We start from the raw sequence: 19,232 nt of genomic DNA on the forward strand, positions 1-19,232 counted from the left end.
TTGATGCAAGAAAATATTTCATTTTCACTTTGGTGTGATTTTATTGAGCGTAATTTTTTAGAAAATGATTTTACAAAAATGGTCCAAGATGGAATCATAAATGGTGCCACAAGCAATCCCGCAATTTTTCAACAAGCTCTTTTAAACGAAAGCTACCAAATGCAAAAAGATTCTCTGCAAGAAGAGGATAAAAAAAGCATTTATGAAACTCTTGCAAAAACAGATATTCAACGCGCAGCAGAGATATTGAAACCACTTTATGATAATAATCCAAATGATGGCTATATTAGCATTGAAGTGGATCCTAATCTCTGTGATAATGCTAAGGCAACCACTGAAGAGGGAATCCGCTTATTTAACGCAATTGGTTATCCTAATGTGATGATTAAGATTCCAGCAACAAAGGCTGGATTTAGTGCGATGGAAGAACTTATTACACATGGAATCTCTGTAAATGCTACGCTTGTATTTAGCAAAACTCAAGTCATTGGCTGTATGGAAGCTTTTAAAAGAGGTTATGAGCAACTCAAACAATTTAGCAAACGTGAATTAAAAGACCTTCCACGCGCTGTTGTGAGTATTTTTGTATCCCGTTTTGACCGCAAATGTGATTCCATCTTAAAAGAACATGGAATCCCTACTGCCACACTTGGTATTAAAAACGCACAATATCTCTACCATATCTTAAATAGTTATGCACTCCCCGGTGTGCGCGCACTCTTTGCAAGCACCGGCGTAAAAGGAGATGATTTAGAACCAGCTTATTATATTAAAGAGTTGTATCACCCCTATGCAATTAACACTGCTCCACTCTCCGCTATTGAAGCATTTAATAATAATGAAGCGAGTGAAACATATTTACCAAGCATTGAAGAGCTTGAAGAGTTCTTAAAAAGCGTAAATGACGTGGGTGTAAATTTGGATTCCGTATCCGAAGAGTTATTAGAACAAGGTTTGAATGATTTTAAAGTAGCATTTTCCAAAATTCTAGAAAGTTTATAGGCGAATTTAAACATAGTTTTTGCAAAAAGTGCTATAATCACAGCCCTAGATTTTATTTTTAAGGACAATCAATGTTAAGTGGAATAATTAGAGAGAGTATTTCAAAAGCGAATACAAAAACGCTAAGAAAAAATGGTTATCTAATTGCTAATATCTATGGAAAAGGCAAAGAGAATATCCATTGCGCATTCAAGCGCAATGACTTCGTTAGAGAAGTGAAGAAAAAAACAGATTTAATCTTTGATGTAGAAGTTGGCACACAAAAATACCCTGTTGTTATCCAAGAATACCAAAAAGATCCTGTTACTAGTGAGATTATCCATGTGGATTTAATGCTAGCTCAAAAAGGAATTGAGGCAAAATATTCTGTAAAAGTGCGCACTATTGGAACACCAAAAGGTCTTAAGAATAAAGGCGTCTTAATGATGTCTAAAAAACGCATTAAAGTTAAATCAGCACCTGAAAATCTCCCAAAAGATTATGAAATTAATGTGAGCAATTTAGATGTGGGCGATGTTGTGCTTGTGCGTGATTTACCTCCATTTAATGGAGTAAAAATCGTTGAACGTGATGATGTTGCTATTGTTGGTGTAATTAAGTCTCGCTAATTTGCGCTTATATTTTTACGCGAATGTTTCTAATTGTAGGTTTAGGGAATCCGGGACAAAAATACCAAAACAATCGCCACAATATCGGCTTTAGAGTCATTGACTCCCTAATCCAGACACTAAACACCGCAAAACAAAGCGCCAAAGACTTTCAAGGAGAGCTTCATAAGAGCTCTCAACTTCTCCTCCTAAAACCCAAAACTTTTATGAATCTCTCAGGAAAATCTGTCCAAAGTGTGCTTAATTTTTATAAAATCACAGATTTTTTAGTTATCCATGATGAATTAGATTTACCCTTTGGTGCAGTGAAATTTAAATTTGGTGGAGGCAATGGCGGACACAATGGATTAAAATCCATAGATTCACTCTGCGGAAATCACTATTACAGAATCCGATATGGAATCGGCAAACCTGCTATTAAATCGCAGACAATAAACTGGGTGTTACAAGATTTTAGTGCTTTAGAAGAAGAGCAAAATCAAGCACTCATTGCGCACTCTGCAAATGCAGCTTTAGAGATTGCAAAGCTAGATTCAAGTGATGGGCTTGCTACTAAAATTTCTAACAAATGGACTCTTTCTCCAAAATTAAATAAAGATACCTACTCTACCTCCACGCAATCCAAAAACCTTTTCAAAGTGACATAATGAGTTTATTTTTTCGCTACATCAGCTTTTTATATTTAAAATACCTCTTCTTTTTATTTGTTTCTTTGGAATGTTTTTTTGTTGCTATTGATTTAATTAAATTCCTTGATAGCCTCCCAAGTTCTGCAAATCTTTTTATCCTCTTGCTTGTATATGATTTTATGTATGCTTCACAATTTATTTTGCCTCTTTCACTAATTTTGGCGCAAATTGTGCTGATGATAAATCTACTAAGAAGTGCGCAATTTACAGCATTTTTGGCACTTGGTTATGCAAGAGTAAAAATCTTTTATCCCATTTTTTTATTAAGTTTTCTTATTACACTTTTATTTATCGCACTTAATGCAACACCCTTTGCTTATGCTAAGGAGCGCGTAGATTTAATTATCAATCAAGGCTTTGTGGGTAATTATAAAAGTGATTTATTTGTAAAATACAATCAAAACTACATTTATTTTAAAAAAATATACCCTTTATTGCAGAGTGCAGAAGGTGTTGTTGTGTATGAGTTTGATAGCACAAAAAATATGCTAACTAGTATTGTAGAATCCAAAAAGGCGCAATTTAACGGGAGAGATTGGATTTTAGAAAATGTAACAATCACAACACTAGATGACACCCTAGAGTTTAGCAAGAATCCTCTAAAAGTGCAAAAAGAAAGCACTTATAAAACTTTGCACGATTTTAAACCAAAAATCTTGGAGAATATTTACGAAAAACAAGGAAACATTTCAATCCTTGACGCATTTGAAGCTCTTATACTTTTAAAAATGCAAAATGCAAGCACACAAAAGGTACGTGGAGCACTCTATAATCTACTCTTTTTTCCTTTCTTTGCCCCTTTAATTATGATTTGTCTTTCCATTTTTATTCCAAATTCCAACCGCTATGCAAATTTTAGCTTAATGACTTTAGGAATGGTATTGGGTATTCTAATCACTTGGGGAATATTTTTTAGTTTCTCAAAACTTTCAATAAGTGGCTTCTTGCAACCCGAATTTAGTGTGCTAATACCAATATTTACATTGTTTTTAGCGAGTAACTTTTGCTTGTATAAAATCTTAAAAACATAAGGAGTTTAAATGGTGGCATTATTAAGCGTGAGCAACAAAAGCGGAATCGTAGAATTCGCAGAAGGACTTATTTCTCTAGGTTATGAGATTTTATCCACAGGCGGAACACTAAAAACACTAGAACAAAATGGAATCCAAGCCCTAGATGTCAGTCAATACACGCAAAGCCCAGAAATGTTTGATGGACGCGTAAAAACCCTACACCCAAAAGTCCATGGAGGAATCCTATATCGCCGTAATAATAGCGAAGATGTAGCAATAGCAAAACACTTCGGAATTGCGGATATTAGCCTAGTATGCGTAAATCTCTATCCTTTCAAAGCCACAATTGAACGCACTGATGATTTTAATACAATTATTGAAAACATTGACATTGGTGGTCCCTCTATGGTACGTGCAGCTGCAAAAAACTTCACCTCTGTGCTTATTGTTACAAATCCTAATGATTATACAAAAGTTTTAGAAAACCTACAAAGCAACAAAAACACTTTAGAATTTCGTCAAAGCATGATGATTAAGGCGTTTGAACACACAGCAGGCTATGATTGCATGATTGCAAATTATATGAATCAACGCTTTAACGGGGGATTTGGTGGGGCGCATTTTATTAGTGGCAAACTTGTCGCTCCAACACGTTATGGAGAAAATCCTCACCAAAAGGGCGCATATTACGAGTTTGAGAATTTCTACTCTAACATTTTTAAAACGTTAAAAGGCGAAATTAGCTTTAATAACCTAACAGATATTAATAGCGCGGTTAAAATTGCTTCAAGCTTTGGAGATGCTCCTTGTGTTAGCATTATAAAACATGGAAATCCTTGTGGCTTTGCATTAAAAAGCAATGCACTAGAATCCTATAAAGAAGCACTAAAATGTGATAATATCTCTGCCTTTGGTGGTGTGGTAGCTGTGAATGCTCCTGTGGATATTGCTTTAGCGCAAGAGATTAATAAAATCTTTATTGAAGTGCTTGTTGCTCCACAAATTTTACCAGAAGCATTAAAAGAATTTGAAAATAAAAAGAAAATCAAAATTTTCACATGTGGAGGAAAAACCCTAAAATTTCCAAAAGATACACAAGATTTTAAACACATTGAAGGAGGATTTGTATTGCAAGATTCTGATTGCGTAGAAATTAGCGAAATTAAAAATGCACAATGCGTTAGTCAAAGACAAGCTACAGAAGCGCAAATGCAAGATTTAGAAATCGCCTATAAAATCGCAGCACTTGTGAAGTCAAACTGCGTGGTATATGTGAAGAATTCTGCGATGGTAGCCGTTGGAATGGGAATGACAAGTCGCGTAGATGCAACAAAAGCGGCAATTAAAAAAGCGCAAGATATGGGATTAGATTTAAAAGGTTGCGTGTTAGCAAGTGAAGCATTCTTTCCCTTTAAAGATAGCATTGAAGAGGCACATAAAGTCGGTGTTAGTGCTGTGATTGAACCGGGAGGAAGCATTAGAGATGATGAAGTTATTGAATGTGCAAATGCTAATGGAATTGCTCTTTATTTTAGTGGAAAGAGACATTTTTTACACTAAATTATATAGCGGAGAGGTTTATTAAAAAATTAAAGGCGAGATTCTTTTTGTAAGTTTTTAACCACTGCAAGAAATTTAAAGAATCCGCCTCAATAAACGCGCTTCCAAGACGATAAGAAAAGGTTTGTTTTTCTTGTATTGCTTTCTTGTAATCTTCATAGGATTCTAATGGGGGTAATTTCAAATGGGGTTTTTCTTGGATAATACGCGCATAAAATTTCGCTTCTCTTTTATGTCTTAATGCGATTACAGCAAGAATAAAAGGCAATTTCAACACCCCCCCCCACTTTTGTAATTATTAACCATTGCAAATCCGAGTTTATAGGAGAGATGGTAGCGGATTCTTTCAAAACCATAAGTTGTCTTTGCGATAAATCCTTCTGTATTTAGACTACCGCCGGCTTTTAGCCATTGTTTGTAATAGAGATTCCATTCATTCCAAATTTGATTACAAAGTTGATTATTCCAAAAGCGATTTTTTTTGCCATATGCGTGGATTAAGATGGGTTCACGATTTGCACGCCATAGCACACTACCTGCATAACGACTATCTAAGTTTTTAATCTTTAATTTTTTCTCAAAAACAAGCAAGGAAAAAATAGCTTGGTCATTTATAATATTTAGCGCACTTTGGTGATAAATAAAATCATAGCATCCCAAAGGATTTTCTAATATGTCATTAAAAACTATAATCCCTGTTCTAAAAATATTACGATTAGCAAATTCTTGTGGAGCAGAAGGAAAGCTCGCCTTAAGTGGGTTTTTACCACCATTGGCAGCTAGCACATAACCTTGCTTTCTTAAATCTTTTAAATGCCCAATTTCTTGAAGCAATAAAATATCAAAATCTAAATACACTATACATTCGCATTCACTTAAGAATCTAAAACCTTCAAAACAAGCATACACCATATGTGTCCAACGCGACAAAAATTGATTGTTATGTAAATCAATAGGAGTTTTTGCAAAAGCGTTTAATCTCTTTAAAAAATCCTCTTTACTAAAGGATTCAAAATGCACTTTACTACTCCCAGCAACTTTACATAAAGCCTCTTGATCGCTAGGGCTAAAACCATCGTGAATACAATAAAAAATATCCACATCTTGCCCATTTTCTTGCATTTTCTGCTTAATATTTACTATTAATGCCCCAATCACAAAGGCAGAATCACAAGTGGCACACAACAATATCCCAAAGGAATGTTTTTTCATTTTTACCTCTTTTGCAAAAGCATATTCTACAATAATTTTTAAGCTTTTTATTAGGACGGCTTATGCTATTAGGGAGACACTCTTCGCCGAATTTAGTTATGCAACTAGAAATACCCCAATTTATGCGTGATAAATCTCTAGCTCTTTAATTAGAATAAACTAATTATTATTTAATCCTCAATATAATTCTTAAGCTTTCTTCCTACTTTTGGATGTTTGAGTTTTTTTATCGCACTAGATTCTATTTGTCTAACTCTCTCTCTTGTTACGTTTAATTCTTTTCCGATCTCTTCTAGTGTTCTATCAGATTCGTCGTCTAATAATCCAAAACGCATACGAATAACTGCTTTTTCTCTTTCATTAAGCTGGTCTAATACATCATCAATTTGGCTTTTTAAATCTTCTTTTAAAATATGTTCCATTGGTCCAATAGAACTTTTATCTTCTACAAAGTCACCAAACTTACCATCTTCTCCATTTCCAATAGGAGCTTCAAGGCTAATAGGTTCTTTTGTGATTTTAATCACATTTTTAACTTTATCTATTGGTAAACCTACTTCTTCTGCAATTTTTTCTAAGTCAGGTTCTTTACCTTCTTCTTGTAAAAATTTACGCATAATTTTATTAATGCGGTTAATGGTTTCAATCATATGGATAGGGATTCTAATAGTGCGGGCTTGGTCAGCAATCGCCCTTGAAATTGCTTGACGAATCCACCAAGTCGCGTAAGTTGAAAAACGATAGCCCTTTTTATATTCAAACTTATCCACAGCTTTCATTAAGCCAATATTACCCTCTTGAATTAAATCTAAAAAAGGAAGTCCCCTATTTGTATAACGTTTTGCAATACTCACGACAAGCCTTAGATTAGATTTTGCCATTTTTGTTTTTGCTTTATCTGCAATATCTTTACCTCTTTTGATTTGCTCTAAAATTTGTTTAAGCTTCTCTGGCTCTAAATCGAAGCTTCCCTCACTTGCAACTTTTGTTTGAAAGAGTTTTTTAATCTCCATATAGGTTGATACCATTGTGGCTTCTGGAACTGCTGCTGTAATCTCCGCTTTATTCATTTCTGTAATATTGTCCAAAATTTTTTTATGGTTTGCAAGTAAAATATCATTAAAAAGGGGGAGGCGGTATTCTAGACGCTTTAATTCTTTGTCAAATCCCTCATCACTTTTAATAGTGTTTTCCATAGCTTTAACAAGTTCATTGATTAACTTACTTGTAGGACCTAAATCTAAAAGCTTTTCTTTTAAAAATTGTTTTTTATGCGCTAGAGTTAGGAGATAGAGCATATCTTTAGAATTTTCATTGCCCTTTTCTTGTTCCCAGGTCTTTAGCCAATCTTTTTTTGCTTTTTCTAACGCTTTAAAGCTTACAAGGACTTTTTCTACCCGTTTTTGATCCTTTTTAGAAATAGACTTTTTGGATTCCTCATTTTCCTCGCTCTCACTCTCCTCACCTTCATTTTCCTCACTCTCGCTCTCCTCACCTTCATTTTCCTCTTCATCGTCAAAACTTTTAAAAAGCTCTTTAACTCTTCTTTCTCTATTGATTAAAGCTTCTTTATAGTCTAAAATAAAATCAATCAAATACGGCACAGAACAAATTGCATCTAAGATAATATTTTCCCCAAGTTCTATGTTTTTGCTAAGTTCTATTTCCTCATCTCTTGTTAATAATGGAATCTGTCCCATTTCTCTTAAATACATCCTAACAGGGCTATCACTTCTGCTCCATTCTAGAAGCTCTCTTTCTTTCATAAAATCAAATTCATCTTCTAATTCTTCATCTAAAAGACGTTTTTTATCTTCTTTAATCTTTCTAGCTTCATCTTGATTTAAAATCTTTGCAACTTCTGAAGCAGACATTAATTGCTTCTTGTATTTTTTTGCTAATTCACCTACTCTTTTTGCTTGTGCTGCTGTTGGAAGTTTTCCTAAAACTTGTGCAACTTTTTCATAAGAAACATATTTAGTGGCATTTTGAAACAACTCATCAAGTTGTTGATTGATAGTTTTTGCAGACATTAGGAACTCCAAAAGATTAGAATGCAATTAGATTATTTTAAGGTAATTGAAAATTGGGCATTATAGCGAAATTTATTAAAAACAGGGTTAATCTTAACGAAATCTCCAACACTCTTTAATGTCTTTTAAATATTTTTTATCAACCTCTGCAATTAACAATTCTTCTCTATCTCCTAAACAATCAATAATCTCACCATTTGGAGAGACAAATAAGGAATCTCCATAAAAGTTCCATAAAGTTTGCGTTGGAACATCTTGATACTGCCCAATGCGATTTGCACGCAAAATGTAACAACTATTCAAAAAAGCACGCATTTTAATAATGCTTCTCCAACGCAAAGAGGAATCAAAAGTAGAAGCAGTTGGCAAAAGCACACAATCTACATTTTCAGCCTTTAGTTTAATCCAGAAATCATCAAAATGCAATTCATATCCAAACACAACTGCAAATTTAAACCCACCCACATTAAAAATTGGAGGCATTTTAGGATGTTTTGGCATTGTGTTTGCAAAAAAATCTGCTTCATTCCAATGCGCATAAGGCATTAATTTTTGTGCGCGATAGCTTAATGCCTTGCCCTTATTCAAAATAAGAATTGTTTTGTAAATCTTATCTTTCACCACTTCAAAAATGGGTGCTACCATTACAATATTATACTTTGCGGAGAGCTTCAAAATTCCATCTGTCTCTTTTTTAATCTTCTCTAGTGTGTGTGCCTTTTTCCCACGTCCCATCTCTAAATCTTTAAAAAACGGATTTAGTAAATATTCGCCAAATAAAATTACTCTTGCTTTTGTATCTACCGCAGCTTTAATATAAGATTCTATCTCACTTTGGGTGCGTGTATTTGAGAGTTGCAATGCAGAGATTTTCATTTAGGATTCCTTTGTGTATTGCATTTTTAGGTTTTCGCACTGCACTTGTGCGCTTTCTAACATTTTTTGTGCTTTTTGTAGATTTTCCATACCATTTTTATATAATTCTAAACTTTCATTTAAACTAATGTTTTCATCGCCTAACTTTTCTAAGCATTGTGTAACATTTCCTAAATATTCTTCAAAATTCAATATCTGCTCCATTTCCACTCCTTATTGTTCATTTTCTAATAATTTTTTCGCATCAACACATAAATTTTTCCAAGGGGATTCTGCATTTATAGTCTCACACTTTCCATAGGATTCCACTGCTGCCTTTTTATCGCCTAGTTTATCATGTAGATAACCTTGTAAATAGTAAATCTGAATCTTTTCTGTGTCTTTATTTGCATGTAATTCTGCCTTTTGTAACATTTCAAGGGATTCTTCAAATTTTCCCTCACGATTTAGTGCTTCTACCACCCCAAGCTCTACCCAAGGTGAATACTCATAACGTTCATGCATTTCTTGTAAATCCATCAAGTTCTTTGCATACACTTTAATTGCTGTGTCATCTTTACGTGCTAATGCATCTTGAAGCATCACGCGATATACTTCGATCATTTTATTGCTATTTTTTAAACTATCCTCCAAACGTGGCAGCAGCTTAAAAGCTTCTTCATTATTTCCCTGTCTTATTTGTGCCATAAAGAGAACCCACGCACTATCGTTATGTTTTGGGTCGCTTAGCAATCTTAGAGTATCACGTGCTGCAAGAGCCGCTTTTGGATAATCTTGCAAAGAATATTCCACCCATGCCAAACGATAAAGCCATTCCTCTTTTTGCTTTGGTGTGTTAGCCTGTGTAGATTTCTCTCTAGCAATCTGCAATGCTGGGATAAACTGCTTATTTGCATACAAACAATCAAAGAGTTTTAAAAATTCATAATCTTGTAATAAAAGCTTATCCCCATATAAACCCCCGTAATACGCTGCTTCTTTACAATTCCCAGCCTCTAACGTCTTTTTAGTTAGTGCGCTTGTTGCATTAATAAGCACAGGCATGTTCTCGCCAAGCACTCTATCAAGTTCTTCCCTCATTCTAAACACACTTAAATAATCCCCCAAATCATAATAAGTCTGCGCCTTTTTCTCTAACGCGATCCTCTCCTCTTCCTTGCCCTTATAGTTTGCAATTACATAATCATAGTGCTCCAAGCGCTTTGTTGCATTGCTTTCATTATCATCTAAAAGCAGTGCATCATCAAGCTTTTTAATCTCTTCGCGCTCACTCTCACTTTCACTTTCACTTAGAAACATTTGGTAATACTTATGTGCCTTTTGCAAATCTCCTGCTTTATCAAACCACATTGCCATATCTTTTAACATAGGCAAATACAAAGGCTCGGTTTTATCTTCAAAGGAATTAAACATCACTTCTAGCACTTTTGCAGGCGTTTCATAAACTCCAAACTCCGCCCAAGATTGCATCATCGTATAATACTTTGGCACATCTTGCAAAAAAAAGTTAGGATTTGCCTCTAAAGTATCATTAAGATACTTCTCTGCTCTTTTTTTCTCTCCCTCCTTGCGATAATAATCTCCTAAGAGCACAGAAGCAAGAGATGCCACTTCTAAATCTCTTGTTTCATTAAGCACAGATTCATACATTTCAAGCACAACCTTACGATCACCACGTGCATACAAATGCTCTCCATAATTAAGCCTTGCTAAAAGCTCATATTTATCGCCTTTATATTCATTAAATAGGCGGTCATAATAGTATTTTGCTTCTTCAAAAAACTTCATCTCTGCATAAGTTTTTGCTATAATAAACAACACTTGTGGCACATGAATATCCGTAGGATACGCCCCAAGCCAAGCTTTACCAAGAGCAACAACATCCTCGTAATTCTCTACATTATACATCCCATCAAGAGCTACCAAGCGCAGATACAACACATCACGCTTAAAAATTGTCTCTGGATAGATTCCAAGCATTTCATCAATAGTGCTTAGTGCCTCTGCATAAGAACCCCTCTCCACGAAGGATTGCACATTTAAAAAATAATCCTTATCTCTACCTACTTGATTATCCATAGGACGCATTTGCGCATCAAGTACACCAATGCTTGGAACTTCATCAAAACGCATTGGAAAATTGATTCCATAGCTTGGTTTATCGTTTAAAAACGGAATCTCACCTTCATAGCCCAAAATCTGCCAACGCCTAGATTTCGCATTATTCTCCATTGGGACACGCTGATTACTTGATAACTCAAATTCTGTGTTGTAAAGCTTCATTTTTTTGTTCATCTTAGGAGTGATTTTTAGACTAAAACCATTTGTATTATCATTAAAAAGCTCCGGAGTAATGGAGAAAAACAGCGTCTCACTGCGTTGAAATCGTGAAAGTAAAGGCGCATCAAAATTACAAATAATTGCACTCACTTCAGAAGCCCTATCTAATTCCTCATAACACGCAAAAGGTTTATCATCACGCAAGTTTAGCACTGCAAAATTACGATTTGCCTCTCTCCCACTATCAACATAAAACTCAAGCCCAAAAGCCTTTGCAAACAACATTGCTAAGAGTATCAAGAAATATCCAAAACGCTTAAAATCCGCCAACTCTTTTCCTAGAAATTTAATTACTCCATTATACTTTGTTTTGTTTAAAACTTCATTTTATGTGCTAACAAACTCAAAATATGTAATCTCTGCTCTTGCTAAAATCCGCATAGGTGGTCCCCAAAAACCTGTGCCACGATTAACATAAATCTGCGTTTTTGGACCATGTTGGTATAATCCTTTTAGATAAGGTTGTTCAAGTCTTACAAGAAAGCTAAAAGGAAAAATCTGTCCGCCATGTGTATGTCCGCTTAAAATCAAATCCACATTATGCTCCTCTTTAATCTCAAGGGCAAACTTTGGTTGGTGTGCAAGCAAAATGAGAGGAAAATGCGGAATCCTTTTTTGCAATGCCTCTTCTAAATTAGGCTCTAATGCATTAATGCGCCTCCCAAAAATATCATACACACCAGCTAAATTAAGCCTTGCCTCTCCTTTTTGAAGAAGGACGCAATCATTTTCAAGCACAACAATTCCTTTACTCTTAAGCGCATTCAGTAGAGGAGAAATGCTGTGAAAATACTCATGATTTCCAAGTATAAAATACACACCAAGTGGTGCTTCTAGCCTTGTAAGCGCGTTGATAGCTTCTGGGACTTTGCTAATCTCTGTATCCACAATATCCCCAGTTAGCACAATAAAATCAGGTTTTAGTGCATTGACTTGAGCTACAATTTCTCCCACCACGTTTTCTTCAATCAATCCTCCAATGTGTAAATCACTAATTTGCACAGCAGTCATCTTACCTCTAAACCCATTTAGCAGAATCCTAACCCTCTCCACCACAGGAGACAATCGTCCTTCTACCAATCCAAAGCCAAGATAACCAAGCGCAAAGATTCCACTTGCAATGTTTAAAGAGTTTTGAAGAAAACCTCTGCGCTCTTGTGAAAACTTTGGAAAAAGAATTCCAATGAATCGCAAAATTAGGGACAAAGTCTGATAAAGCAACATCACTACAAACAAGACAAAGCCCACTCCAATGGAGAGTGAAACTAAAAAATACACACTTTGGGGTAAATCCACAAAATAGCGCCCACTAAAATACAACACCACACCAAAGAAATTAAAAACTAAAAAATATTTTAAAATCTTTAGCGGAATCCTAGTTTTTACAATTTGTTTTATAAAGAAAAAATAGATTCCAATATGAAATCCAAAAAAAACCAAAAGAAATATAATAGGAAATAAATTTTTCATACCAAAATCTTATCGACGCACTACATTCCAAAGTAACAAAATCACTTGCACACCACAGATTAATAACCCTAAATACAAAAGCCATTCTATGTTACGCTCTTGCTCACGCAAAAATGTTTGCCCATAAATCTGTTGGCTAAGTGTAGCAAGCTCTAAGCTCGTTAATAATCCATCATCGCCTTCAAGTTGTTGTAATAATGTTTGATTAACTTGTAATACATCTTTAAAATTCGTTAGATAAAACATTTTATTTGCATTTTCTAAAAACTTCTCGATCTTAAACATTAGCCCACCACTACCAAAATACACATCATTTAGAGTAGAATGCCCTTCCCTTCCTACAATAGTAGAGACTACGAAGTTTTGTAAAATTTGATGAATAGAACTAAGCTCATTAATGCAATACCTAAGCTCCAAAAACACATTTTGATTATTGCGCTTTAAGATATAATTTGTTGAGATGATTTGCGATAAAAATACGATTCTTTGTGCTAAAGCACGTTGTTTTCCACTAATATTAACATAATAAAATGCTGTGTTTTGTTTTTGTATGATTTCTTGATTACTCTGTGTATAACACACGATTCCAACTCCTAAAATCACGCATAATAGAATCTCTAAGAGGATAAACTTTTTACTTTGAAAAATACCCAACCATTCTCCCTATAAAATAAATCCGCGTATTGTATTATCTTTGATAAAATTTATCAATAAAAATGTGTTAAAATTAACACTTATAAATCTAAAAGAGAAGGAAAACTTGTGAAAAAGAAATTTTTAAAAAATGCCTGTATTATCAGCGCTTTAGCTCTTAGTGGTTGTGCGCAAAAATACGATACACTCCCAAATACACGCGTGATACAAACTTGCCATACGCCAATTATAGCCTATGAATTTGGCTTCTTAAAAGACGGGGAACACAATGATTTACAAATTTCAAATACACACATTAAAGATAGCGTAGAAAAATCCCTTGCACAAAGTGGTTGCTTTACACAAGCACAGACAGATATAAACATTCATAAGCCCTATCGCCTAGATATTGTCTATGGAAGCATAAACACAAAGAATGCTCAAGGTGGCTTTTTCCACTCCCAAACAAGTGATTTGCTAATTTTTGAGATCCAATTATCTTTCAACAAAATGGACGAAACAAGAATTGCTCAAGGCAAATCTAGCCTAGAAAATACAAATGAACAATATTTAAAAGTCTTTGGTCAAACTTCAACACTAAATAACAACCAAATCCAAATCACTCTACAAAATGCGATTAACTCCGCAATTAATGAAATAGCACGTAGTTTTTCTCACGATAAACAGCAATAGAATCTTTTTTGCTAAAGCACTTTTTAAAGAAAGTTGCTTAGCGAAACTTAAAATTAAGGTATAACAAACCCACAACACAAAATCCAAAAAAATGGAATCTGAAATAGACCCTCTCCTTTCTTAACTCACTATAATAAACTACTTCCAACAAGTCCAAATACACCAAGTAGTAAGCCATCAACAAAAAATACAGAGAAGCACACATAGAGTGTTGCGATTCCAACAATAATTTTAAGTGGTAGAGTTGCATTCTGCAAATAAACATTTCCATCACTAATTAATGGGTCTTTTAAAAACATAAAAACAACAAGCTTTAAATAATAATACGCAGCAATTGCACTATTTAACACCATCACAATCACCAAAAATAAATACCCATGGTTCATCGCAACACTCATAAGATACACCTTGCCCCAAAACACAGAAAAAGGAGGAATCCCGGCTAGAGAAAACATAAATAATCCCATAATCACTGCTGCTAAAGGGCAAAGCCTAATTAACCCAGAGAATTTTTCATAAGAGTGATCGTAACGTTTATCCCACATCTGCTCTTTTGTGCGTGAAATCCACAACATAGAAAAGATTCCAAGATTAGTAAAAAGAAATAATATCCAATACACAAATAATGCACTATATGCTTGTGCCCCACCAATCAAAATCGCACTAAAGGCAAATCCAGCATGTGAAATAGAACTATACGCAAGCATTCTTTTTACATCTTTTTGCACAAGTGCTACAAGATTTGGTAACGTTATTGTTACCACAATAAGAAAATAGAACACATTATGCACCCAAACAATATCCATAAAAAAACTAAAGATTCTAATTGCTACCACAAGCACTGCAATCTTTGGTGCAATAGACATAAAACCTGCTAAGAAGGAATTTGATCCCTCATACACATCTGGCGTCCAAGTATGGAACGGAACCAAAGAAGCCTTAAAGCCAAGTGAAGCCATAAAAAATACAATCCCACCAAGCACCAAATAGGAAGGTTGATAGCTATTTGCTTCTAAAACCATCTTCATTCCTGCTAAATCTAAATGCCCACTTGCCGCATACAACAACATAGAACCAAAAGCAAAGCAACCTGCTGATAATGCGCCCATTGTAAAATATTTAATCGCAGCTTCAAATGCAGTTGCGCGATTATGCATTGCAATAAGTGCATAAAGAGCCAAAGAAGCTGTCTCAAGCCCCAAGAAAATTACAATCAAATGATCACTACTCACCATAAATTGGAATCCTGCACACATCAATAAAAAAAGTGTGTAGTATTCAGGATATTGAAATTCGTGGAATTTATTATAACTTAACGTTAAAGGCACAAATAAAATTGCAGCAACTAAAATAATCAACTGCCCAAGAATAGAGACGCCATCGACTAGAATCAAATCAAAAAATGCCCTTTGTGTCCCATCATTACCAAAAAACGCAATATAACCCAAATCTAAGCCCAAAAATAGAATCGTAAGCATTGTATAAAGTTGCTTATTAGCGCTTTTTAGACACATATCCACAATCAAAATAATAATCGCCCCTACAATAGCAATCAACATAGGAAAAATACTAAAAATATTCAAACTCTCAAACGACACACTAAATGGTTCTAACATTTATTTTTCCTCCCCTTGTGCGCTATTTTGCGAAGCTTTTAATTCTTTTTCTGCCTCCATTTGTGAAATCTCTTCCAAGATTTCCCCCATATTTTCTTTCTCTTCTTGCACATTTGTTCCATTAGATTTTTGTGCAAGCTCCAATCCAAAAAAATCAAAGCTCTCTTGACTTACAATTCTAGATTGCATAACCGCAAGTGTATTTTCTACACCTTTGTTAATCGGCTCTAAAATAGGCTTTGGATATACGCCAAGCCAAATTACAATCACAACCAAAGGTAATAGCGCACTCCACTCACGCGCATTAAGATCGCTTAACTTCATGTTTTCAGAGTGAGTTAGCTTCCCAAAAAATGCTTTACGATACAAATGCAACATATACACCGCACCTACAATAATGCTAATCCCGGCGATCCCTGCCATTATAGGAGAAACTTGAAAAAATCCAAGCAAAGATAAAAACTCTCCAACAAACCCCATTGTTAAAGGTAATCCCGCAGACGCCATAGCCATAATCCCAAATATCGCCGCATAATTTGGCATTACTTTTGCTATTCCGCCAAACTCCGCAATCACTTTTGTATGTCGTCTCTCATAAAGCATTCCTACAAGCATAAACAGCGCTCCGCTAATGATTCCATGACTTAACATAAAAAATACAGAACCCACGATTCCTTCAGTATTCAATGCAAATACACCAATCATAATCACGCCCATATGCGAAATAGAACTATATGCAATCACTTGTTTAATATCTTCTTGCGCAAAGGCTACAAACGCACCATAAACAATCATTATCAAAGACAAAATTGCAATTGGAATTAAAAAAACAATACTAGCATCTGGAAATAAAGGCAAAGAGAGGCGCACAAAACCATAAGTTCCCATTTTCAGCAAAACTGCTGCTAAAATAATTGAACCAATTGTTGGTGCTTGTCCATGCGCATAGGGTAGCCATGTATGAAAAGGAAACATAGGCACTTTAACAGCAAGCCCAGCAAAAAATGCAAGAAAGAGCCAAAGTTGCACATTTTTTGGAATCACACTTAAACTATACCATTCTAATATGGAAAATGTCCAAACACCGCTTACATTAAAATAGTAATACGCTAAAAATAAGATTCCAACAAGCATTAACATTGAACCTAAAAAGGTATAAAGAAAAAACTTCACAGCCGCATAAATCCTACTGCCACTCCCCCACGCACCGATGATATAGAGCATAGGCACTAAAGAGAGTTCCCAAAAGATATAAAACAAAATCATATCAAGTGCGCAGAAAACACCAATCATAATGCTTTCAAGGCACAAAAGTGCAATAACGAGTTTCTTTGTTTCGTATTTTTCATTAAGATAAATAAAACCTATCAGGCTAATTAATGCACTTAATAAAATTAAAAATAAAGAGATTCCATCCACACCTACAAGGTAGCTCACACCAAAGCTCTCCACCAAAGAAAATGCCGTTACAAATTGAAATCCATCGGCACTTTTATCAAATCCATACCAAAGCAAAACTGCCAACCCAAGCTCTATTGCGCTAATGACAACCGCATAAGTTTTAAGATTTTCCTTAATTCCAATCGCCAATAGCGCACCAAGCAATGGAAAAAAGATGAGTAAGGTTAAAAGGTAGTCCATACACCCTCCCTATAAATAAATACAAGCAACAACAGCGCAACCACACCAAAAAACATAATTTTTAGCATTCTTGATAAGCTTCCGCCTTGAATCCAACGCATACTCTCACCACTGCTATTTAGTAATCTTGCAATCAAATCCACAACAAAATCTATAATATTTTTATCAGAAAACCATGCAATTTTAGCAATCCTAAAATAATTTTGAACAATTAACTTATCATAAAGTGCTGGTATAAAATATTGATTGCTTAATATCTTATAAATAAAACTTTCCTGCCATTTTGGAGAAAAACCTCCACTTTTGTATTTAAAAATAGCAAATGCGATCCCGCTTAGTGCAACACAAGAAGTTATAAGAATTAAAGTCCAAATTGTTTTAGAATCTAAATTTGCTTGAAAATCTGGCAAAGTCTGTACAATAAAGTGATGAAAATACCCTTCAAACAATCCTGCAAAAACCGCCAAAATACCCAAAGGCAACATTGCATAAAGCATATAAGGATAAGCCTCATGAGGATGCTCTTCATGCCTTTTCTCTACAAAAAACACAAGCATAATAAGCCTAAAGCTATAAAACGCTGTTAAAAATGCGCCAAGCAATAATGCTCCCCATAATACATAAGCTCCGCTTCCAAAAGCAACCTCTAAGATTTTATCTTTGGAGAAAAAGCCAGAGAAAGGATAGATTCCAGCAAGTGCAATGGAAGCTAAAATCATAAGAATTGCTGTATATTTTAAGGGCTGATACAATGCACCCATTTTAGAAATATCCAATTTATCATGCATTGCATGCATAACATTTCCAGCACCTAAAAATAATAACGATTTGAAAAATGCATGCGTTGCAAGATGAAACAACGCAATCCAATATGCTTCTAGACCAGCTGCTACAAACATATAACCAAGTTGAGAGAGTGTAGAATATGCAATGATTCGCTTTAAATCCTTATTTACAAGTGCCATTGTTGCTGCAAATACTGCTACAAAAGCCCCTAATAATGCGATAGCAAAGCCAACTTCTGGAATAATAGAATACAAAGGATTGGCACGGACAACTAAATACACTCCAGCCGTTACCATTGTAGCAGCGTGGATTAGTGCTGAAACAGGCGTTGGACCCTCCATTGCATCTGCAAGCCAAGTATGTAATGGAAACTGCGCACTTTTTCCCATAGCTCCCACAAATAGTAATACACCTATAGCAACCAAAATTCCCTTTGGTGCTTCATAAATATTACTTAAGACTTCTTCATAATTCAAACTTCCAAAAGTCCAATAAATCAAAAAGATTCCAAGCAACATTCCAAGATCGGCAATACGATTCATAATAAACGCTTCATTTGCAGCAAAAGAGGCGGAATCACGTTCATACCAAAATCCAATTAACATCCAAGAGCAAAGCCCAACGCCCTCCCAGCCGATAAATAATCCTGCAAAGTTATCACTCATCACGAGAATTAACATAGAAAACACAAAGGCACTTAAATATACAAAGAAACGATTAAAACTCACATCATGGCTCATATACCCAATAGAATAAATATGCACACACAATGATACCAAGGTTACTACAAGCATCATTGTAGCACTCACGCTATCAACTAAAAAACCAAAGGGAATATAAAGCCCACCTGCCCCAATCCAATCCATTAGAGTAACTTTTAATACGATTCCGCCTTGAAAAGAGTAAATAAATAATAACAAAGAGGCAAAGAAAGACACAGCAAGCATTAAAGATGCAAAAATCCCAACTCCTACAAATTTCTTCTTAGAGGCAAAAGGGATTCCAAACAAAGAACCAATCAAAGGCGCAAAAAGCGCACTATACAAAATGACTTCCATAC

General features: G+C 35.0%; 17 protein-coding genes. 6 read left to right on the forward strand and 11 right to left on the reverse strand.

The window, feature by feature from the left end; genetic code table 11:
* Positions 1-3: 3 nt before the first annotated feature.
* The 5 genes from K4G57_RS01345 to purH all read left to right on the forward strand — a co-directional run bounded on the left by K4G57_RS01345 (position 4) and on the right by purH (position 4,872).
* Positions 4-1,002, forward strand: coding sequence for a transaldolase (locus K4G57_RS01345; RefSeq protein WP_221531377.1), 999 nt, complete (start codon positions 4-6; stop codon positions 1,000-1,002).
* 71 nt (positions 1,003-1,073) lie between these two features.
* The gene (locus tag K4G57_RS01350; RefSeq protein WP_221531378.1) at positions 1,074-1,610 is read left to right on the forward strand and encodes a 50S ribosomal protein L25/general stress protein Ctc; all 537 of its coding nucleotides are present in this window, start codon (positions 1,074-1,076) and stop codon (positions 1,608-1,610) included.
* Positions 1,611-1,633: 23 nt separating this feature from the next.
* The gene (gene pth / locus K4G57_RS01355; protein WP_221531379.1) at positions 1,634-2,257 is read left to right on the forward strand and encodes an aminoacyl-tRNA hydrolase; all 624 of its coding nucleotides are present in this window, start codon (positions 1,634-1,636) and stop codon (positions 2,255-2,257) included.
* Positions 2,257-3,330, forward strand: coding sequence for an LptF/LptG family permease (locus K4G57_RS01360; protein ID WP_221531380.1), 1,074 nt, complete (start codon positions 2,257-2,259; stop codon positions 3,328-3,330). Before pth ends, K4G57_RS01360 begins: the two co-directional genes overlap by 1 nt.
* 9 nt (positions 3,331-3,339) lie before the next feature.
* On the forward strand, positions 3,340-4,872 hold the full coding sequence (purH, locus tag K4G57_RS01365; RefSeq protein ID WP_221531381.1) for a bifunctional phosphoribosylaminoimidazolecarboxamide formyltransferase/IMP cyclohydrolase: 1,533 nt from the start codon (positions 3,340-3,342) through the stop codon (positions 4,870-4,872).
* A 1-nt stretch (position 4,873) separates the two neighbouring features.
* On the opposite strand, the gene K4G57_RS01370 is transcribed toward purH, so the two are convergent.
* From K4G57_RS01370 to K4G57_RS01405, 8 genes are all read right to left on the reverse strand, one after another.
* A complete protein-coding gene (locus tag K4G57_RS01370) occupies positions 4,874-5,146 on the reverse strand; it encodes a hypothetical protein (RefSeq protein WP_221561788.1) in 273 nt (90 codons plus the stop codon).
* Positions 5,143-6,084: a glycosyltransferase gene (locus tag K4G57_RS01375; protein WP_221561789.1), complete on the reverse strand. Its 942-nt coding sequence runs from the start codon at positions 6,082-6,084 to the stop codon at positions 5,143-5,145. Before K4G57_RS01375 ends, K4G57_RS01370 begins: the two co-directional genes overlap by 4 nt.
* Positions 6,085-6,254: 170 nt before the next feature.
* Complete coding sequence (rpoD, locus tag K4G57_RS01380) at positions 6,255-8,117, reverse strand: RNA polymerase sigma factor RpoD (protein ID WP_221531383.1); 1,863 nt, start codon at positions 8,115-8,117, stop codon at positions 6,255-6,257.
* A 93-nt stretch (positions 8,118-8,210) separates the two neighbouring features.
* On the reverse strand, positions 8,211-8,993 hold the full coding sequence (locus K4G57_RS01385; RefSeq protein WP_221531384.1) for a carbon-nitrogen hydrolase family protein: 783 nt from the start codon (positions 8,991-8,993) through the stop codon (positions 8,211-8,213).
* Positions 8,994-9,197 (reverse strand): exodeoxyribonuclease VII small subunit, encoded by a 204-nt coding sequence (gene xseB / locus K4G57_RS01390; RefSeq protein WP_221531385.1) that lies wholly within the window; start codon positions 9,195-9,197, stop codon positions 8,994-8,996. It abuts the gene before it with no gap.
* Positions 9,198-9,206: 9 nt separating this feature from the next.
* Positions 9,207-11,603: a tetratricopeptide repeat protein gene (locus K4G57_RS01395; RefSeq protein WP_236033140.1), complete on the reverse strand. Its 2,397-nt coding sequence runs from the start codon at positions 11,601-11,603 to the stop codon at positions 9,207-9,209.
* A 57-nt stretch (positions 11,604-11,660) separates the two neighbouring features.
* Positions 11,661-12,803, reverse strand: a complete 1,143-nt coding sequence (locus tag K4G57_RS01400; protein WP_221531386.1) for a metallophosphoesterase — start codon at positions 12,801-12,803, stop codon at positions 11,661-11,663.
* Positions 12,804-12,812: 9 nt separating this feature from the next.
* Complete coding sequence (locus K4G57_RS01405; protein ID WP_221531387.1) at positions 12,813-13,457, reverse strand: hypothetical protein; 645 nt, start codon at positions 13,455-13,457, stop codon at positions 12,813-12,815.
* Between the two features lie 108 nt (positions 13,458-13,565).
* Between K4G57_RS01405 and K4G57_RS01410 the strand changes: the two genes are divergently transcribed.
* The gene (locus K4G57_RS01410; protein ID WP_221531388.1) at positions 13,566-14,129 is read left to right on the forward strand and encodes a hypothetical protein; all 564 of its coding nucleotides are present in this window, start codon (positions 13,566-13,568) and stop codon (positions 14,127-14,129) included.
* Between the two features lie 128 nt (positions 14,130-14,257).
* Here K4G57_RS01410 and nuoN read toward each other — a convergent pair whose 3' ends face one another.
* Genes nuoN through nuoL form a run of 3 tightly spaced genes read right to left on the reverse strand, consistent with a single transcriptional unit; the run spans position 14,258 to position 19,230 of the window.
* Positions 14,258-15,745, reverse strand: a complete 1,488-nt coding sequence (gene nuoN / locus K4G57_RS01415; protein ID WP_221531389.1) for an NADH-quinone oxidoreductase subunit NuoN — start codon at positions 15,743-15,745, stop codon at positions 14,258-14,260.
* Positions 15,746-17,386, reverse strand: coding sequence for an NADH-quinone oxidoreductase subunit M (locus K4G57_RS01420; protein WP_221531390.1), 1,641 nt, complete (start codon positions 17,384-17,386; stop codon positions 15,746-15,748).
* Positions 17,371-19,230 (reverse strand): NADH-quinone oxidoreductase subunit L, encoded by a 1,860-nt coding sequence (gene nuoL, locus K4G57_RS01425; protein WP_221531391.1) that lies wholly within the window; start codon positions 19,228-19,230, stop codon positions 17,371-17,373. Before nuoL ends, K4G57_RS01420 begins: the two co-directional genes overlap by 16 nt.
* Between the last annotated feature and the right edge of the window lie 2 nt (positions 19,231-19,232).

Source organism: Helicobacter turcicus (assembly GCF_019711685.1).
Classification (GTDB): domain Bacteria; phylum Campylobacterota; class Campylobacteria; order Campylobacterales; family Helicobacteraceae; genus Helicobacter_D; species Helicobacter_D turcicus.

Coding starts and splice junctions, on each gene's coding strand:
- K4G57_RS01345 (WP_221531377.1), top strand. CDS start 4: ATGCAAGAAAATATTTCATTTTCACTTTGGTGTGATTTTATTGAGCGT.
- K4G57_RS01375 (WP_221561789.1), bottom strand. CDS start 6,084: ATGAAAAAACATTCCTTTGGGATATTGTTGTGTGCCACTTGTGATTCT.
- xseB (WP_221531385.1), bottom strand. CDS start 9,197: ATGGAGCAGATATTGAATTTTGAAGAATATTTAGGAAATGTTACACAA.
- rpoD (WP_221531383.1), bottom strand. CDS start 8,117: ATGTCTGCAAAAACTATCAATCAACAACTTGATGAGTTGTTTCAAAAT.
- K4G57_RS01360 (WP_221531380.1), top strand. CDS start 2,257: ATGAGTTTATTTTTTCGCTACATCAGCTTTTTATATTTAAAATACCTC.
- K4G57_RS01350 (WP_221531378.1), top strand. CDS start 1,074: ATGTTAAGTGGAATAATTAGAGAGAGTATTTCAAAAGCGAATACAAAA.
- K4G57_RS01400 (WP_221531386.1), bottom strand. CDS start 12,803: ATGAAAAATTTATTTCCTATTATATTTCTTTTGGTTTTTTTTGGATTT.
- purH (WP_221531381.1), top strand. CDS start 3,340: ATGGTGGCATTATTAAGCGTGAGCAACAAAAGCGGAATCGTAGAATTC.
- nuoN (WP_221531389.1), bottom strand. CDS start 15,745: ATGTTAGAACCATTTAGTGTGTCGTTTGAGAGTTTGAATATTTTTAGT.
- K4G57_RS01420 (WP_221531390.1), bottom strand. CDS start 17,386: ATGGACTACCTTTTAACCTTACTCATCTTTTTTCCATTGCTTGGTGCG.
- pth (WP_221531379.1), top strand. CDS start 1,634: ATGTTTCTAATTGTAGGTTTAGGGAATCCGGGACAAAAATACCAAAAC.
- K4G57_RS01385 (WP_221531384.1), bottom strand. CDS start 8,993: ATGAAAATCTCTGCATTGCAACTCTCAAATACACGCACCCAAAGTGAG.
- nuoL (WP_221531391.1), bottom strand. CDS start 19,230: ATGGAAGTCATTTTGTATAGTGCGCTTTTTGCGCCTTTGATTGGTTCT.